General features: G+C 71.9%; 14 protein-coding genes and 1 pseudogene. 4 read left to right on the top strand and 11 right to left on the bottom strand.

Annotated features, from left to right (window positions below; genetic code table 11):
* Window position 1: 1 nt before the first annotated feature.
* A complete protein-coding gene (locus ET495_RS07180; protein WP_129203807.1) occupies window positions 2–382 on the bottom strand; it encodes a DUF4870 domain-containing protein in 381 nt (126 codons plus the stop codon).
* A gap of 93 nt (window positions 383–475) precedes the next feature.
* Here ET495_RS07180 and ET495_RS17600 point away from each other — a divergent pair, with 93 nt between their 5' ends.
* The gene (locus ET495_RS17600; protein WP_162616397.1) at window positions 476–1,411 is read left to right on the top strand and encodes a DUF2189 domain-containing protein; all 936 of its coding nucleotides are present in this window, start codon (window positions 476–478) and stop codon (window positions 1,409–1,411) included.
* Window positions 1,412–1,475: 64 nt separating this feature from the next.
* Here the strand turns inward: ET495_RS17600 and ET495_RS07165 are convergent.
* The 10 genes and pseudogenes from ET495_RS07165 to ET495_RS07125 form a co-directional block, all read right to left on the bottom strand.
* Window positions 1,476–2,317: pseudogene (locus ET495_RS07165) on the bottom strand (DUF3097 domain-containing protein).
* Between the two features lie 39 nt (window positions 2,318–2,356).
* A complete protein-coding gene (locus ET495_RS17595; protein WP_162616396.1) occupies window positions 2,357–2,509 on the bottom strand; it encodes a hypothetical protein in 153 nt (50 codons plus the stop codon).
* Between the two features lie 197 nt (window positions 2,510–2,706).
* Entirely contained in the window at window positions 2,707–2,919 is a 213-nt protein-coding gene (locus ET495_RS07160; RefSeq protein WP_129203801.1) for a hypothetical protein, read from the bottom strand.
* 304 nt (window positions 2,920–3,223) lie between these two features.
* A complete protein-coding gene (locus ET495_RS07155; RefSeq protein WP_129203799.1) occupies window positions 3,224–3,928 on the bottom strand; it encodes a GntR family transcriptional regulator in 705 nt (234 codons plus the stop codon).
* A 55-nt stretch (window positions 3,929–3,983) separates the two neighbouring features.
* Window positions 3,984–5,645 carry a dipeptide ABC transporter ATP-binding protein gene (locus ET495_RS07150; protein WP_129203797.1) on the bottom strand — a complete coding sequence of 554 codons (1,662 nt, stop codon included), beginning with the start codon at window positions 5,643–5,645 and terminating at the stop codon, window positions 3,984–3,986.
* The gene (locus ET495_RS07145; RefSeq protein ID WP_129205928.1) at window positions 5,629–7,437 is read right to left on the bottom strand and encodes a gamma-glutamyltransferase family protein; all 1,809 of its coding nucleotides are present in this window, start codon (window positions 7,435–7,437) and stop codon (window positions 5,629–5,631) included. The genes ET495_RS07150 and ET495_RS07145 overlap by 17 nt, the downstream gene beginning before the upstream one ends.
* 77 nt (window positions 7,438–7,514) lie before the next feature.
* Window positions 7,515–8,426, bottom strand: a complete 912-nt coding sequence (locus ET495_RS07140; RefSeq protein ID WP_129203795.1) for an ABC transporter permease — start codon at window positions 8,424–8,426, stop codon at window positions 7,515–7,517.
* Window positions 8,423–9,379: an ABC transporter permease gene (locus ET495_RS07135; RefSeq protein ID WP_129203794.1), complete on the bottom strand. Its 957-nt coding sequence runs from the start codon at window positions 9,377–9,379 to the stop codon at window positions 8,423–8,425. Before ET495_RS07135 ends, ET495_RS07140 begins: the two co-directional genes overlap by 4 nt.
* 5 nt (window positions 9,380–9,384) lie before the next feature.
* Complete coding sequence (locus ET495_RS07130; RefSeq protein WP_245993357.1) at window positions 9,385–11,001, bottom strand: ABC transporter substrate-binding protein; 1,617 nt, start codon at window positions 10,999–11,001, stop codon at window positions 9,385–9,387.
* Between the two features lie 212 nt (window positions 11,002–11,213).
* Window positions 11,214–11,915, bottom strand: a complete 702-nt coding sequence (locus tag ET495_RS07125; RefSeq protein ID WP_245993356.1) for a YoaK family protein — start codon at window positions 11,913–11,915, stop codon at window positions 11,214–11,216.
* 362 nt (window positions 11,916–12,277) lie between these two features.
* Here ET495_RS07125 and hrcA point away from each other — a divergent pair, with 362 nt between their 5' ends.
* Genes hrcA through ET495_RS07110 form a run of 3 tightly spaced genes read left to right on the top strand, consistent with a single transcriptional unit; the run spans window position 12,278 to window position 15,304 of the window.
* Window positions 12,278–13,339: a heat-inducible transcriptional repressor HrcA gene (gene hrcA, locus ET495_RS07120; protein WP_211340928.1), complete on the top strand. Its 1,062-nt coding sequence runs from the start codon at window positions 12,278–12,280 to the stop codon at window positions 13,337–13,339.
* Window positions 13,340–13,375: 36 nt separating this feature from the next.
* Window positions 13,376–14,497 carry a molecular chaperone DnaJ gene (gene dnaJ, locus ET495_RS07115; protein ID WP_129203790.1) on the top strand — a complete coding sequence of 374 codons (1,122 nt, stop codon included), beginning with the start codon at window positions 13,376–13,378 and terminating at the stop codon, window positions 14,495–14,497.
* Between the two features lie 27 nt (window positions 14,498–14,524).
* Entirely contained in the window at window positions 14,525–15,304 is a 780-nt protein-coding gene (locus ET495_RS07110; protein WP_129203788.1) for a 16S rRNA (uracil(1498)-N(3))-methyltransferase, read from the top strand.
* Window position 15,305: the final 1 nt, after the last annotated feature.

Below are 15,305 nucleotides of genomic sequence, written 5' to 3'. Positions count from 1 at the left end.
GTCAACGCACGAAACGGATCGAGATCGGGTAGCGGTAGCGCTCGCCCCGGGATGCCGCGACGGAACCCTGGATGGCGAAGACGATCGCCAGCACGAACGCTGCCGCCCAGATGAGCACCCCGACGAGGAACACCAGCGTGACCAGGCCGACGACGTAGGCGATGGCCAGCGTGATCTGGAAGTTGAGCGCCTCTTTGGCCTGGTCGTCGACGAGCCAGCTGCGCTGGCGGTAGAGCAGCCAGATGACGAGCGGAGCGATCGCGGCGAGGATGCCGCCGCTCAGGAGGGCGATCACGAGAGGCGAGAGGTGGGCGGCCATCGCCCAGTTGCGTGCCTCGTGCTCGGGCAGGGGCGGCGGCGGGTAGTGCACGGGGGTGCTCACCCGGACAACGATATGTGCGAAACGGTGCTCGTGTCTGCGCTCATGGCGACCGCGAACTAGCGCTTCCGTGCTGAGCACGGAACGCTGGGACCCATGAGCGACCCATACGGAACCCCGCAGCCCGGCGCCGGCGAGCCGCAGCCGCACGGTGTGCCGCCCGTGCCCCCGCAGTACCCGCAGCCGACCCCCGGTCAGCCGGCCCCATCGCCGTACGGCGAGCCCGGTCCGGCCCCGCAGGCCCCGCCGTCGTACGGCGAGCCCGGTCCGGCCCCGCAGGCCCCGCCGTCGTACGGGCAGTTCGCGGGCGGTGCCCCGGCCGCGCCGCCCACGTCGCCCTACGCACCGAACGCCCCTGTGCTGCGCGTCGGCGACGCCCTGCGTTTCGCGTGGGCCAAGTTCGCCCGCAACGCCATCTCGTGGGTCGTTCTCGTCCTCATCATCGCCATCGTGAGCGGCGCGGCGAGCATTCCTCTCGTGCGAGAGTCCGTGAGCTTCTTCCGGGACGTCGCGGACATGACGAACGACCCGGATGCCGCGCAGGCCAGCCTGTCGATCGGGTTCGCCCCTGGGCTGGTCTTCCTGTCGTTCCTCGGCACGCTCGTCGGCTACATGCTCCAGGTGTTCGCGTGGAACGGCGCGCTGCGCGAGGCGGACGGCGTGCGTCCGTCGCTCGGCTCGTTCTTCCGGGCACCGCACCTCGGCGCGGCCCTGCTCACCGCCGTCGTCCTGGGCATCGCCGCGACGGTCGTGAGCTACGTCCCGTTCGGCGGGCTGGCATGGCCGCTGTTCACGGTCTTCGCGCTGCTGGTCACGATCGACCACGGTGCGACGGCGTTCGGCGCGATCGGCACGAGCTTCCGTCTCGTGGGCAAGAACTTCGGATCGGTGTTCCTGCTGCTGCTGACGCTCGTCGGCATCAACATTGTCGGGGCCCTGGCGCTGGTCGTGGGTCTGCTCGTGACGATCCCGCTGTCGACGCTCGCGGTCGCCTACGCGTTCCGCCGCATCACGGGCGGCACCATCGTCTGATCGCCCCCGGCGCCCGTCGATGCGGCGGGCGCCGGCCAGCGTGACCCCCCGTCGCAGACCCGGGTCACGCGGTCACGAAGTCGATGAGCTCCTCGACCCGCCCCAGGAGCGCCGGGTCCAGGTCCCGGTAGTCGCGCACGGAGCGCAGGATGCGCTGCCAGGCGTGCGCGACGTCCTCCTGGGTCTGTGCCGGCCAGCCCAGAGAACGCAGGATGCCGCGCTTCCACTCGGTCCCGCGCTCGATGACCGGCCAGGCCGCCAGCCCGAGCCGTGAGGCGCGCACGGCCTGCCAGACGTCGACGTAGGGGTGCCCGAGCACGAGCACGGTTCCTGCAGGGACGGTCCGCAGCGCCGCGTCGGCGAGCCGCCGCTCCTTCGACCCTGGCACCAGGTGGTCGACCAGCACGCCGACGCGCCGGCCGGGGCCGGGCGGAAGTCGGCCAGCGCCGCGGCCAGGTTGTCGACGCCGTCGAGCAGCTCGACGACGACGCCCTCGACGCGCAGGTCGTCGCCCCAGACCTTCTCGACGAGCTCGGCATCGTGCTTGCCCTCGACCCAGATGCGTGAACCGCGCGCGACCCGGGCGCGCTGCCCGTGCACGGCCACGGATCCCGACGCCGTCCGGGTGGGTGGCGCGGGCGCACGAGACGTGACGGGCGCGGTGAGCACGACAGGCTTGCCGTCCACCCAGAAGCCGGGCCCGAGCGGGAACGACCGGGTGCGTCCCGCGCGGTCCTCGAGCACCACCAGGTGCATCCCGCCGGACTTCTCGACACGAACGACGGCCCCGACCCAGCCGGTCTGCACCTCCTCGACGACGAGTCCGTGCTCGGCGGCGAGAGGTTGCGACGTGGGCCGGGTGCGGGGCGTCGAGATCAGGGCGTCGGGGCCGTAACGGTCGTGCACGACCGCGACTGTACGGGTGCGGTCAGCGTGCGGCCGGGATCAACGCGCGCGGCGAACCGCCACGGCGAGCCGGCCGTGGCGACGGCGGACACGCTGCTCGGGCCGAGCGGCGGCCTCGCGGCGGTGCTCGGCCTCGACGGCGCGCTGCGCCTCGACGGCGAGCCAGGTGGTGACGTAGGACTGCGGGTCCATGAGAGTGCTCCTTGGTGCCGGGCGGGAAGGGTGGGCCCGCCGTGGATCCGGCGCTGCGCGGTGGCGACGTCGCCGGGCTGGCGACCTGGCGCCAGCACCTCCATTCTGCCCGGCGCCGGGCCGTTTTGCGTGTCCTGCGGCGCTGGCGGTGGGGGTCGGTCGCCGTGCGTGCCTCGGGTGGCGCGTCGCGACCGCGCTCAGGCCGTGCGGACGGGATGGCGCGGTACGTGGAGCATGTCGGAGATGCGGCTGCGCAGCGTCCGCGGAGGGCGACGCCGCGGGGACGGGTCCCTGCGCGCGAGCCGGTCGTGCTCGGCGCGGACGGCGCGCGCGAGCCGGACCTGGGCGAGGTGGCGTTCAAGCTCTTCCTGCTCGGCGCGCTGGACGGTGTGGAAGGCGAGCGAGTCCATGGCTGATCCGTTCTCTCGGTGCGACCAGACCAGGCTCGTCCCTGAGGTAGCGTCCGCGGATCGGGCAGGTGCCGTATCTTCGCGGCGGGTGGGACCTACGTCGCGGTGGTCCGCCATCGTGGGGGCCCTAGGTACCGGCGGGCCCCTCGGGCCGTGGGCGGAGATGGCGGACAGCGGTGCCGATGACGGCTGCGGGGACGACGACGGCGTCGAGGGCCAGCGCAGAGCGTGCTCTCGACGTAGCGCGTCTGTCGCGTCGTCCTTGTGCCGGATGTGGTGGGTGGTGCCTGCGACCCCGTGAGTACTAGGGGGTGCGGCGGCGCTCGTCTACGGCGGCCGCGACGGCAGGGTCGGCGCTCGTCCCGCGCCCCTCATAGCGGGCGAGGTAGGTAAGGCGGGACTCACGCACATGCGCGCCCATCAGCGACGCCGCTCTGGCGGTGTCGCCGGCATCGATTGCCGCGACGATCACACGGTGCTCGGGCCAGAGGCGACTGCCGCGAGCGTGCGGGTCGGTGGAGTACAGCCATTCGATGTTCCAGGTCACGTGCCGCAGCAGCCTTTGCAGCACGTCGCTTGCCGCCAGGCTTGCGACGGCAAGATGGAACCGGTCATGAACGTCGACCAAGGTATCCAGGTCGCCCCGCACCAGGCACGCATCACCCTCGTCGAGAAGCGAGGCGATCTCACGCCTCTGAACGAACCACTCGTCCGGAGTGTCGTCCCCCGACCAGATCGTCGAAGCGCGAAGCGCGGCCCGCCGCGCCGTCGAGACCTCGATGGTCTCCCTGATGGCGAACAAGTCGTCGGCATCGGCCACGGGGACGGCCGCGACGCGTGAGCCCACGTGCGGCCGCGGCACGATGAACCCCTCGCTCTCCAGCCCGCGTAGCGCCTCCCGCACAGGAACCCGCGAGACGCGGTAGCGCGCTGCGAGGGACGCCTCCGTCACGCGGTCGCCGGGCGTGAGCCGACCGGTGATGACGTCCCGGCGGATGGCGTCCTGCACCCACGAGGTCGCGCCGCCCGACGGATAGGCGGGGACGGCGGCTACGGCATGGTGATCAGCGGAGGAAGGCGGCACCGGGGATGGCTCCAAGCAACTCACGGGTGTAGTCGGACTGCGGACTCAAGAAGACGTCGTCGACCGAACCTGACTCTGCGACACTGCCGTGGCGCAGCACCACGACATTGTCGGCGATCTGCCGGACAACGGCGAGGTCATGTGTGATGAACAGGTACGAGACGCCGAGCTGTTGCTGCAGGTCTGCAAGCAGCGCCAGTACCTGATCCTGCACGAGTACGTCCAGTGCGCTCACGGCCTCGTCGCACACAAGCAGTGCGGGTTCCGGGGCGAGGGCCCGTGCGATCGCGACGCGCTGCCTCTGCCCGCCCGACAGCTCGCCGGGACGCCGATGGAGTACGTCGGTCGGCAGGGCGACCTGGTCGAGAAGCTCCGCCACTCGGCGCCGGCGCGAGAGACGGTCGCCGACGCCGAGGACGCGCAGCGGCTCGTCCACCAGTCGATGGACCGTGTGGGTCGGGTCGAGGGAGCCGTACGGGTCCTGGAAGACCGGTTGCACCGTGCGCCGCACAGCGCGACGTTCGCGTCGCGTGCAGGTCGACAGGTCGGTGTCGTTCACGAGTGCTGTGCCGCTGGTGGCGGTCTCCAGACCCAGCAGGATCCTGGAGATCGTTGTCTTTCCCGATCCCGACTCCCCAACCAAGGCAGTGGTGGTGCCGCGCGGAACGGTGAAGGACACCCCGTCGACCGCGCGCACCTTCGTGCGGCTGCCCCGCACGGCGAACTCCTTGACGACGTCGCGCACCGTGACGACGTCCGGTCGTGGGGCATCGTCCCCGGGCGCACCCGGCATACCGGTGACTTCGACGCGCGCGCTGATCGCCTTGGCGGCCGTGACACTCGGGGCGGAGTCGATCAGACGACGGGTGTACTCGTGGCGAGGGTCGCGGAGCACCTGATCGGGGTCTCCGTCTTCGACGACGCGGCCGTCGAGCATGACGACGATGCGATCGGCGCGATCGGCCGCGATTCCCAGGTCGTGGGTGACCAGCAGCAGCGCCGTGCCGCGTGCGTCGACGAGACCTTGAAGGTGGTCGAGGATGCGCCGCTGCACTGTGACGTCGAGGGCCGACGTCGGTTCGTCGGCCACCAGCAGCTCCGGTTCGCGTGCCAGTGCGCGTGCGATGAGCACGCGCTGACGCATGCCGCCGGAGAACTCGTGCGGGTACTGGCGCGAGCGGCGGGCCGGGTCTGGGATGCCGGCCTCGTCGAAGAGTTCGACGACGCGACGTCGCCGGGCGCCACCGCGGAGCCCGCCGCGATCCTTTGTGCCGTAGCGCAGCGCGTCGGCCACCTGGTCGCCCACCCGCATGGTCGGGCTGAGGTTGGTTGCCGGGTCTTGCGGCACGAGACCGATCCGGGGACCCCGTGCCGCAGCGACCTGCGCCGGGTCCGCACCCTCGCCCAGCAGGAGGACGTCGTCGAGGAGCACCGTCCCTGCCGTGACCCGGCCGGCGCCCGGCAGCAGGTCGAGAAGAGCGGCCACGAGCGTGGACTTGCCCGACCCCGACTGCCCGACGAGCGCGACCTTCTCGCCACGGCGGATCTCAAGGTCGACCCCATGCACCACGGTTCGCGAGCCGTAGGCGACCTCAAGACCCTTGACCGCGAGCAGTGGCGAGTTCTCAGCGACCAGCGGCATAGCCCTGCGCTCCTCTCGGGTTGGCGGCGGCGCCCACGAGGCCCGTCGCGGGGTCGCGAGTCACGGCAGACAGTCGGCCCAGCGACCAGTCGCCCGCCCGCGTGATCACATGTCCGCGTGCCTCGAGTCCCCGGATGACCTCCTCGCCCAGACGGTCCTCGACGACGGAACCGCCCGGAGTCCAGGTGCGGGGCCAGAACGACCCGGGGAACGACGTCGTGTGCAGCGCGGGGGCGTCGATCGCCTGCTGCGGGGTATATCCGCCGACGAGCACCCGCAGCAGCAGGAGCAGCTGCCACTGGTCCTGCTGGTCGCCTCCGGGGGAGCCCAGCGCGAGCACCGGCTGACGGTCCTTCAGAACCAGCGTCGGGGTGAGTGTCGTGCGCGGCCGGCGGCCCGGCTCGAGCCGCGATGCCGATGCGTCGTCGAGCCACGTCATCTGCAGACGTGTGCCGAGGCAGAAGCCGAGGCCAGGCACGGTGGGAGAGGACTGGAGCCAGCCGCCGGACGGCGTCGCAGACACCACGTTGCCCCAGCGGTCGACCACGTCGATGTGGCAGGTGTCTCCCCGCGTGGCGCCGGCGCCGTCGGGTACGAGCTCCGTGTCGATCGTCGGCTCGCCGACGCCTGCGGGAGGGCTCACCCGCACCGCACCGGGACGCAGCACCCCGGCGGCCTCGTGTTCGGTGCGCATCGGTGGCGCGGCAGGGGTCTGTCGTCCGGGGATACGGCCGGGCCGGAAGTCGTGCGACGCTCGTTCGCCGATGAGCTCGCGGCGCATCTGGGCGTAGCCGTCGGACAACAGGTAGGAGAGATCCTCGGTGTTCAGGCCCTGCACGCCATCGCCGTACCACGTGTCGCGGTCGGCCAGAGCGAGTTTCAGCGCCTCCAGGACGGTGTGGGCGCCGACCTCCGTGGACGGGTCCAGCCGTCGGTCGTCGAGCCCTTCGAGGAGTTTCAGTGCTTGCAGAAGCACCGGCCCCTGCCCCCACGGCCCGGTCTTGGCGACGGTGTACCCGCGGAACGTCACGCACACGGGGTCCTCGTACGATGCAGCGAAGCCGGCGATGTCGGCGGCCGTGATGACCCCGGCATGATCGGCGCCGTCGGCGTGCCGGTGCGGGGTTCGCGCCATCGCCTCGGCGGCGGGTCCGACGACGGCGCGCCACTCCTCGCGGGCCGCGTCGATCGCTGCGGCACGGTCTGCGCCGACGGCGACGGCACCCGCCGCGGCCGCGACGAGGCGCTCCAGCACGGCGGCGTACTCGGGGGCGGTGACCCGTTCGCCGGGCTCCGGCACCCGGCCGCCGGGGAGCCACCGCGCGGCCGAGGACGGCCAGTGTTCGCGGAACAGCTGCTCGACTCCGCGGATGGTGCTGACCACCCGCGGCAGCACGGGGTGGCCTGACCGGGCGTACTCGAGCGCGAAGGCAAGAACGTCACCGAGCGGCCACGTGCCGTGGTCGCGAAGAAGCAGGAGCCATGCGTCCACCGCCCCGGGGACGGCTGCGGCCAGCGCTCCGGAACCGGGGACGAGATCGAGCCCCTCGGCACGGTAGTGGTCGATGGTCGCACGCGCTGGGGCCGGCCCTTGGCCGACGAGGACGACCGGGCGGCCGGGGTCGGCCGCCGTCGCGAACACGCCGGTCATGTCACCGCCGGGTCCGTTCAGGTGGGGCTCGACGACGTGCAGGACGAATGCGGCGGCCACTGCGGCGTCGAACGCGTTGCCTCCGCGCTCGAGCACGGCCTGTGCGCTCCCGGTGGCCAGCCAGTGCGTCGTGGCGGCCATACCGAACGTGCCGCTGAGGTCGGGGCGGGAGAGATGGGCCGGCGGCGGGACGAAGCTGTCGTTTCTCACGGTGGTGATCACTCGTTTCTCGCGGTCGCGGGGTCGATGGCGTCACGGAGCGCGTCTCCGACGAGGTTGAAGCCGAGGCAGATGATGACGATCGCCATGCCAGGCAGAACGGCTGGCCACTGCGTGCGCGACAGGTACTGCTGGGCGTCGGAGAGCATGATGCCGAGGCTGGGCGTCGGGGGTTGGATGCCCAGGCCGAGGAACGAGAGGACGGCCTCGCCGAGCACCGCGACCGGCATGATGACCGTTGCCTGGACGACGACGGCCGACAGGCAGTTGGGCAGCACGTGCTGGGCGAGGATGCGCAGTCCGGATGCGTCCATCGCGACCGCTGCCTGCACGTACTCGAGCTCGCGCAGGCGCAGCGTCTCGCCGCGCACCACGCGGACCATCGTCGGGACCTGCGCGACGCCGAGCGCGATGGCAGCGTTCGTCAGGCTTGGCCCGCTGATCGCGGCAAGACCGACCGCGAGCACGAGGAACGGGAACGCGAGCGTCACGTCGGTCAGGCGGGAGAGCACGGGGTCGATGCGGCGCCAGTATCCGGCCGCCAGGCCCAACGGCGTGCCGACTCCGACTGCGAGGACGACGGACATCACGCCCACCATCAGTGACGCTCGCACGCCCCAGAGCATTCGCGACAGGACGTCCCGCCCCAGGTCGTCCGTCCCGAGGGGGAAACCCACGGTCCCCGGTCGCTGGAGAGGGGCGTCGAAGTGCACCTGGTCAGGAGGGTACGGAGCGAGCCACGGTGCCAGCAGCGCGGCCAGGACGACGACGGCCAGCATGGCGAGCCCAGCCAGGGCCAGCGGTGAACGCACGAGGTGCGTCAGCACCCGCCACCGGGGGTGTGCCGCCTCGCGGGCCGGTGCGGCAGCGAGCCCGGCGCCCGAGGTGCCGGCGTTGACGAGCTGGGTCATGAGCTCTTCCCTCCCACCCGTATCCGCGGGTTGACCACCGTGTACAGCACGTCGACCGCGAGGTTGATGAGCACGTAGCCGGCGGTGGTGACGAGCACGACGGCCTGGATGACCGGGTAGTCGCGTGTGAAGACGGCGTCGAGCGTGAGCTTGCCGAAGCCCGGCAGGGCGAACACGCGCTCGGTGACGACCGCACCGGAGATGAGTCCGCCGAGCTGCAGGCCCGTGATCGTGACGACGACGATGAGCGAGTTGCGCAGTCCGTAGCGGGCGAGGATCCGGCCCTTGCCGAGGCCCGTGGCCCGGGCTGTGCGGACGTAGTCCGAGCCCATCGCCTCGATCATCGACGCTCGCGTCTGCCGCATGATCACGGCGGCGAGTCCGGTGCCGAGCACGACGGCGGGCAGCGTCAGATGCCGCACCCATTCGACGACGTCGGTCGTGGGATCGACGTACCCCGAAGCGGGAAAGACCTTCAGGTCGACGGCGAGCCACAGGATCGCGAGGATGCCGAGCCAGAAGTGCGGCACGGACAGGCCCGCGAGCGCCCCCAGGTTGGCGAGCCACTCGGGCCAGCGGCCGCGGAACCGCTCGGCGACGACTCCGGCCGCGATCCCGAGGACGACGGCGATGACGATCGCGTACAGGCTGAGCCAGAGCGTGACGGGCAGGGTGAGCGCGATCATGCTCGTCACGGACGATCCCGTACGCGTGGATGCACCCAGGTCGCCCGTCACGACATGGCCGAGGAACGCGGCGAACTGGACGGGCAGCGGCTGGTCGAGGCCGAGCTGTGACCGTACGGCGGCCACCTGCTCGGGCGAGGCCTCCTCGCCCGCCATCGCCAGCGCCGGGTCTCCGGGCAACAGGCGAATGCCTACGAAGATCACGACGGAGGCGAGCAGCAGCGTGACGACCGACTGCCCGAGGCGGGCAAGGAGGTAGCGCGTCATGCCGGTCAGCCCCGGCTGACGAACGCGGCCTGCCCCAGGCGGACGACGCCGTCGGAGTACGTCGAGACGCCGGCGACGTCCAGGGTGTACCCGGTGATCGAGCGCTGGCGGTACAGGTAGATGATGGGGTTGTCTTGCTGGACCTTCGTGACGACCTCGCCGTAGAGCTGCGCGCGCGCTGCCGTGTCCGTCTCGCTGGCGGCCTCAGTGAGCTTCTGGTCCACGGTTTCGTCGGAGTAGCCACCGACGTTGTTGCCGGCGCCGGTCGCGAGGAAGTTGTACATGTTGCCGTGCGGGTCGATGCGGCCCGACCAGCCGAGCTGGAGGAGTGAGAAGTCGCCTGCGTTCTGGGCGTCAAGCAGCGTTGCGTACTCGACCGGCGTGATCGTGATGTCGAAGCCGGCGTCCTTCACCGACGCCTGGATCGCCTGGGCCAGACGCAGCGTGTCAGGGTTGTTCGAGACCTTCATCTCGACGCTGTACGGCGTCGTGACCCCCGCCTCCTTCAGCAGCTCCTTGGCCTTCGCGACGTCGTGCTCGGGGCACGCCTCGCTGGCGTTGGTGCTGAACGGGCTGGTGGGTGAGATCGGCGAACATGCGACGTCGTACACGTCGTTGAACACCGAGGCGACGAGCTGCTTGCGGTCGACGGCCAACGAGAGTGCCTGGCGCACTCTCGCGTCCTTGGCGAGCGGAGTGTCGATCACTCCGGGGGGCGCGCCCAGCCCGTCCGTGTTGCCCATGTTGATGGTCAGGCCCTGATAGCCGAGGGACCCTACCTTGAGCAGGCCCACGTTGTCGGCGGCCTCGAGGTTGCCCACGTCCTGCGGGGACAGGGAGTCGGCGACCTGAACGTCGCCAGAGCGCAGGTTGGCAGCACGGATCGATGCGTCGGTGATGATCCGGTACGTGATCGTGTCGAGGTGAACCTTGTCGGCTGCGTAGTAGAGAGGGTCGCGCTCGACCTTGATGGAGGTCTGCGGCACGCGCTCCACGAACTTGAACGGTCCGACGCAGACCGGGTGGTCGCCGAAGTCGTCGCCCTCGTCAGCGAGGGCCTTCGGCGACATGATCATTCCGGCGCGATCGGCGAGGACGGCCGTCAGCGGGGCGAACGGGGACGCGTAGCTGATCTGGACGGTGCGGTCGTCGACGGCGGTCACTTCGGTGATCGGGCCGAGCTCGCTCGTGCGTGCCGAGTCCTTCTTGCTGACGTTCCGTTCGAGCGTGGTCTTGACCGCGTCGGCGTCGAACGGCGTGCCATCGGCGAACGTGACGCCGTCCTTCAGCGGGATCGTGACCGTGAGGCCGTCGTCGGAGACGGTCGGAAGGTCGGTGGCGAGCATCGGGGCCAGCTCGCCGTGCGCGTCGATGTCGTAGAGCTTTTCGCACATCGTCTGCATGACGTAGCGCGTGTAGAGGGAGGACGACGTCGTGGGGTCGAGTCTGTCGGGCTCGGCGGACAGCGCCATGACGAGGTCGCCGCCCTCGGCGACCGTCTTGCCCGAGAGCGAGACGTCGGTGACGTCGGCCGGGGTCGTGCCGCTCTGGGCGGCGGACGGCTGCTGGACCGCCTGACAGCCGGTCGTCGCCAGGGCGGCCGTGGCGAGGAGGGCGCCCACGACCACGGTGCGTGGGCGCAGGCGGAGCGGGGGTCGTGGGAACCGAGCAGTTGAGGGAGTCCTGGATGCGCGCACTGGATGTCCAATCTCGTCGGCGATGGCAGATTGAATGCAATCAGTTCAGGAGGCGGGCGATGGTATTCGGCAGGTTGCCATCCTGTTAACTTTGGATGCGCGCGTCTAGGGGTGTCTTGCCTGCCGGACGGTGGGCCTCAGGCGGGTCCGCGGCGTGCGACTCCGCGGCCGAGGGTGGCGACCCCGATCGTCACCACCATCGCCAGGACGACGCCCCACGCAAGGCCGGTTCGCAGCAGCACGGCGCCCGCCGACGCGCCGGCACCGATGAGAACGATGGCGAGTGTCCGGCGTACCCAGGGCTGAGGTACCGCGCGACCGAGCCACGAGTCTGCGGCAAGTCCGGTGATCGTCGAGGTGACCACGACGGTGGTGACGTCCTTGACCGCGATGTGCCGCGCCGTCGCCGCCTGGGTCCCCATGGCGAGCGCGAGCCCGGCTGTCGAGGCCAGCTCGACTCCCCGTGCGAACCCGCTCGCGGTGCTCGCGCCGTCGTGCGCCAGGGCGAGGGTCAGGCCGACACCTGCGAGCAGAGCGCCGACGACCGCGAACAGCGCCGTCGCTCGTGCCGACCATCCGCTCGGGGCTGACCGCAGCACGCGTCCCGCGAGCGCCGCGCCGAGCATGAACGCGCACAACGCGACGAGCGGGCCGGTGACCGGAAGGTCGTCGGCGCCGGCGAGCGCCATTGCGAGGATGACGACGTTGCCGGTCATGTTCCCGGTGAAGACGCGGTCGAGGCCGAGGTAGCCGACGGCGTCCGCGACGCCCGTCGAGAAGGTCAGTGCGAGCATCAGGGCGAGGTCGAGGCGGGCGCGCGTTTCAGGTTGGCGGGTCACGGGCGATCACCGTAGTGCCCGTTCTCTCGGCTGTGGCCGCTCCGGAGGCTGCGGCGCCGGCGTGGGCCACGCGACTGCGAGGGCATCGGCGAGCGCGCGACGGGACCCTCGGGAACGGTCGAGACGGCGGGCGACGTGTCTGCGGGCGGACGTGCCGGGTGTGCCGGCGAGGCGGACCCTGCGTGCGAACGGTCCGGTCTCGCGCCCTCCTCGCCTGCGTGTTCGGGTCCCGGACTGCGATGTCCGTGAGTGTGTGCAGCGAGCGCCGTAAGATGGCACTCGAACCATGGGAGTGCCAGGCGCTGACAGCGCCGGGCCCGAGAGAGACAGCCGTGAGCCTGACCGTGACGCGAGGAGGAGCCGTGGCCGACGACCGCCGGCTCGAGGTGCTGCGCGCCATCGTGGAGGACTACGTCGCGACGCGCGAGCCCGTCGGCTCGCGCGTGCTGACCGAGAGGCACCGCCTGGGCGTCTCGCCCGCGACGATCCGCAACGACATGGCTGCCCTTGAGGAGGCCGGGTACATCGCCCAGCCGCACACGTCGGCGGGGCGCGTGCCGACCGACAAGGGCTACCGCCTGTTCGTCGACCAGCTGGCCGAGGTGCGGCCCCTGTCGAGCCCGCAGAAGCGCGCGATCGAGACGTTCCTGTCGCAGGGCGTGGACCTCGACGACGTGCTGGGCCGTGCCGGGCGCCTCATCGCGCAGCTCACGGGCCAGGTCGCCGTCGTGCAGTACCCGTCGCTGCGGCGCTCGGGGCTGCGGCACCTGGAGCTCGTGCCGGTCGGCGCCGGGCGCCTGCTCGTCGTCGTCATCACGGACACGGGCCGCGTCGAGCAGCGCTACCTGGACGTCCCGGAGCCTGGCGCGGGTGCGAGCGAGCCGCTCGTGCTCGACGACGGCGCGCTCGGCGAGCTGCGTGCCCGCTTCAACGCCGCCGCCGCGGGCAAGCGCCTCGCCGACCTCGGCGACGCGTTCGCGTCGGTGGCCGCACGCGTCGAGCCCGCGCTCGTCCCGTTGGCCGAGCAGGTCGCTGCGACGGTGGTCGACACGCTCGGTGAGGAGAACGAGGAGCGCATCGTGCTGGCCGGCACCGCGAACCTGGCGCGTGCCTCGATGCGGTTCGAGCAGGGTCTGCGGCCCGTGCTCGAGGCGCTCGAGGAGCAGGTCGTGCTGCTCGGCCTGCTGACCGAGATGGCCCAGGAGCCGGGCGTCGGCCCGGTCGCGATCCGCATCGGCCACGAGAACGGGCTCGAAGGACTGACCGAGGCGTCGGTCGTCACGTCCGGGTACGGCCCGGCGTCGGGCGACGGCGACGCCGTCGCGATCCTCGGCTCGATCGGCCCCACCCGCATGGACTACCCCGGAACCATCGCGGCGGTGCGCGCGGTCGCGCGCTACCTGTCGCGCGTCCTGCCGTCCTGACCCGTCCGCATCAACACCCACGAACCCGAGAGAGCTGTGGCCGACTACTACGAGATCCTCGGCGTCGAGCGCGACGCCACGCCCGAGCAGATCAAGAAGGCATACCGTCGCCTCGCCCGCGAGCTGCACCCCGATGTCGCGGGGGAGTCCGGGGAAGAGCGATTCAAGGACGTCGCGCGCGCGTACGAGGTGCTGAGCAACCCCGACAAGCGCCAGCAGTACGACCGTGGCGTCGACCCGACCGCCCCGGGCGGCGGAGGCAGCGGGTTCGGCGCGGGCTTCGGCTTCCAGGACATCTTCGAGACGTTCTTCGGTGGCGGCCAGGCGGCGCAGGGCCCCATCCCGCGCGCGCGCCGCGGCCAGGACGCCCTCGTTCGCATGGACGTCGACCTCGCCGAGGCGACCTTCGGCGCCAAGCGTGAGCTGCAGGTCGACACCGCCGTCGCGTGCTCCACGTGCGGCGGCAACGGCGCCCGCCCTGGCACGTCGCTGCGCACGTGCGACGTCTGCGCGGGCCGCGGGCACGTGCAGCGTGTCGCCCGCTCGTTCCTCGGTCAGGTCATGACGACCGCGCCGTGCACCGCGTGCGGCGGCCACGGCACCGTCATCCCCGAGGCGTGCGCCGACTGCGCCGGTGAGGGGCGCGTCCGCTCGCGCCGCACCCTGACGGTCAACGTCCCGGCCGGCGTCGACACCGGCACGCGCATCAAGCTCACCGCGCAGGGCGAGGTCGGCCCGGGCGGCGGCCCTGCGGGCGACCTGTACGTCGAGATCCGCGAGAAGCCGCACGAGACGTTCGTGCGCCGGGGCGACGACCTGCACTGCACGCTGCCCGTGCCCATGACGGCGGCCGCGCTCGGCACCGTGCTCGACCTGGAGACGCTCGACGGTCCGCAGGAGATCGACCTGCGCCCCGGCACCCAGCCGGGCCAGATCGTCACCCTCAAGGGCCTGGGCGTCGGCCACCTGCACGCGGGTGGCCGCGGTGACCTGCACGTCCACGTCGAGGTCGAGGTGCCCACGTCGCTCGACGACGAGCAGACGCAGCTGCTGCGCTCGCTCGCCGCGCTGCGCGGTGAGGAGCGCCCCGAGCCGCGCCTGGCCGCCGCGCACCCGGGTGTGTTCGGCCGCCTGCGCGACAAGCTCAGCGGCCGGTGACGGCGTGACCCGTCCGGTGCGCCGCCCGTGAGCGCCCCCGTCTTCCTCGCCGACGGCACCTCGCTGACGTCGGTCGCCTCCGGCAGCACCTACGTGCTCGACGGAGCCGAGGGGCGTCACGCGGCGGTCGTGCAGCGCAAGCGCGTCGGGGAGCGTGTCGACGTCGTCGACGGCGCCGGGACGCGGCTGCGGTGCGTCGTCGCGGGGACCGAGGGCTCGCAGGTGCGGCTCACCGTCGAGGAGACCGTCACCGAGGCGGCGCCTGGCGTCGTCCTGACGCTCGTGCAGGCGCTCGCCAAGGGCGACCGGGACGAGCTCGCCGTCGAGGCCGCCGTGGAGACGGGCGTCGACGCCGTCGTGCCGTGGCAGGCCGAGCGGTCCGTCGTCGTCTGGCGGGGCGACCGTGCCGCCCGGTCGCGCGCGCGGTGGGTCGCCACCGTGCGCTCGGCGGTCAAGCAGTCGCGGCGCGCCTGGGTCCCGGCCGTGGGCGACGCCGTGACGACGCCGCAGCTGGCCGCGCGGGTGCGTGACGTGGTCGGCGCCGGTGGGGTCGCGCTCGTGCTGCACGAGGAGGCGACGACGCCGCTCGCCGAGGCCCCGACACCGGAGCCCGCGCGCGACGGGGCGGGCGCTCCCGAGCTGTTGGTCGTCGTCGGGCCCGAGGGCGGGATCAGCGATGGCGAGGTGCGGGCGCTGACCGACGCGGGCGCGCGCGCGGTACGGCTGGGGCCGCACGTGCTGCGCACCTCGACGGCCGGACCGGTCGCCGTCGCGTTGCTCAGCGAACGACTGGGCCGCTGGGGATAGC

This window comes from Xylanimonas allomyrinae, assembly GCF_004135345.1.
Classification (GTDB): Bacteria; Actinomycetota; Actinomycetes; order Actinomycetales; family Cellulomonadaceae; genus Xylanimonas; species Xylanimonas allomyrinae.
Note: the sequence above shows the minus strand (reverse complement) of the source record. Positions and strands in the feature narration are given on the sequence as shown.

Bases quoted from the DNA above. Each gene is read 5' to 3' on its own strand.
- ET495_RS17595 (WP_162616396.1), bottom strand. From the start codon at position 2,509: ATGGACCCGCAGTCCTACGTCACCACCTGGCTCGCCGTCGAGGCGCAG.
- ET495_RS07150 (WP_129203797.1), bottom strand. From the start codon at position 5,645: ATGCCGCTGGTCGCTGAGAACTCGCCACTGCTCGCGGTCAAGGGTCTT.
- ET495_RS07135 (WP_129203794.1), bottom strand. From the start codon at position 9,379: ATGACGCGCTACCTCCTTGCCCGCCTCGGGCAGTCGGTCGTCACGCTG.
- ET495_RS17600 (WP_162616397.1), top strand. From the start codon at position 476: ATGAGCGACCCATACGGAACCCCGCAGCCCGGCGCCGGCGAGCCGCAG.
- ET495_RS07145 (WP_129205928.1), bottom strand. From the start codon at position 7,437: ATGGCCGCCACGACGCACTGGCTGGCCACCGGGAGCGCACAGGCCGTG.
- ET495_RS07160 (WP_129203801.1), bottom strand. From the start codon at position 2,919: ATGGACTCGCTCGCCTTCCACACCGTCCAGCGCGCCGAGCAGGAAGAG.
- ET495_RS07140 (WP_129203795.1), bottom strand. From the start codon at position 8,426: ATGACCCAGCTCGTCAACGCCGGCACCTCGGGCGCCGGGCTCGCTGCC.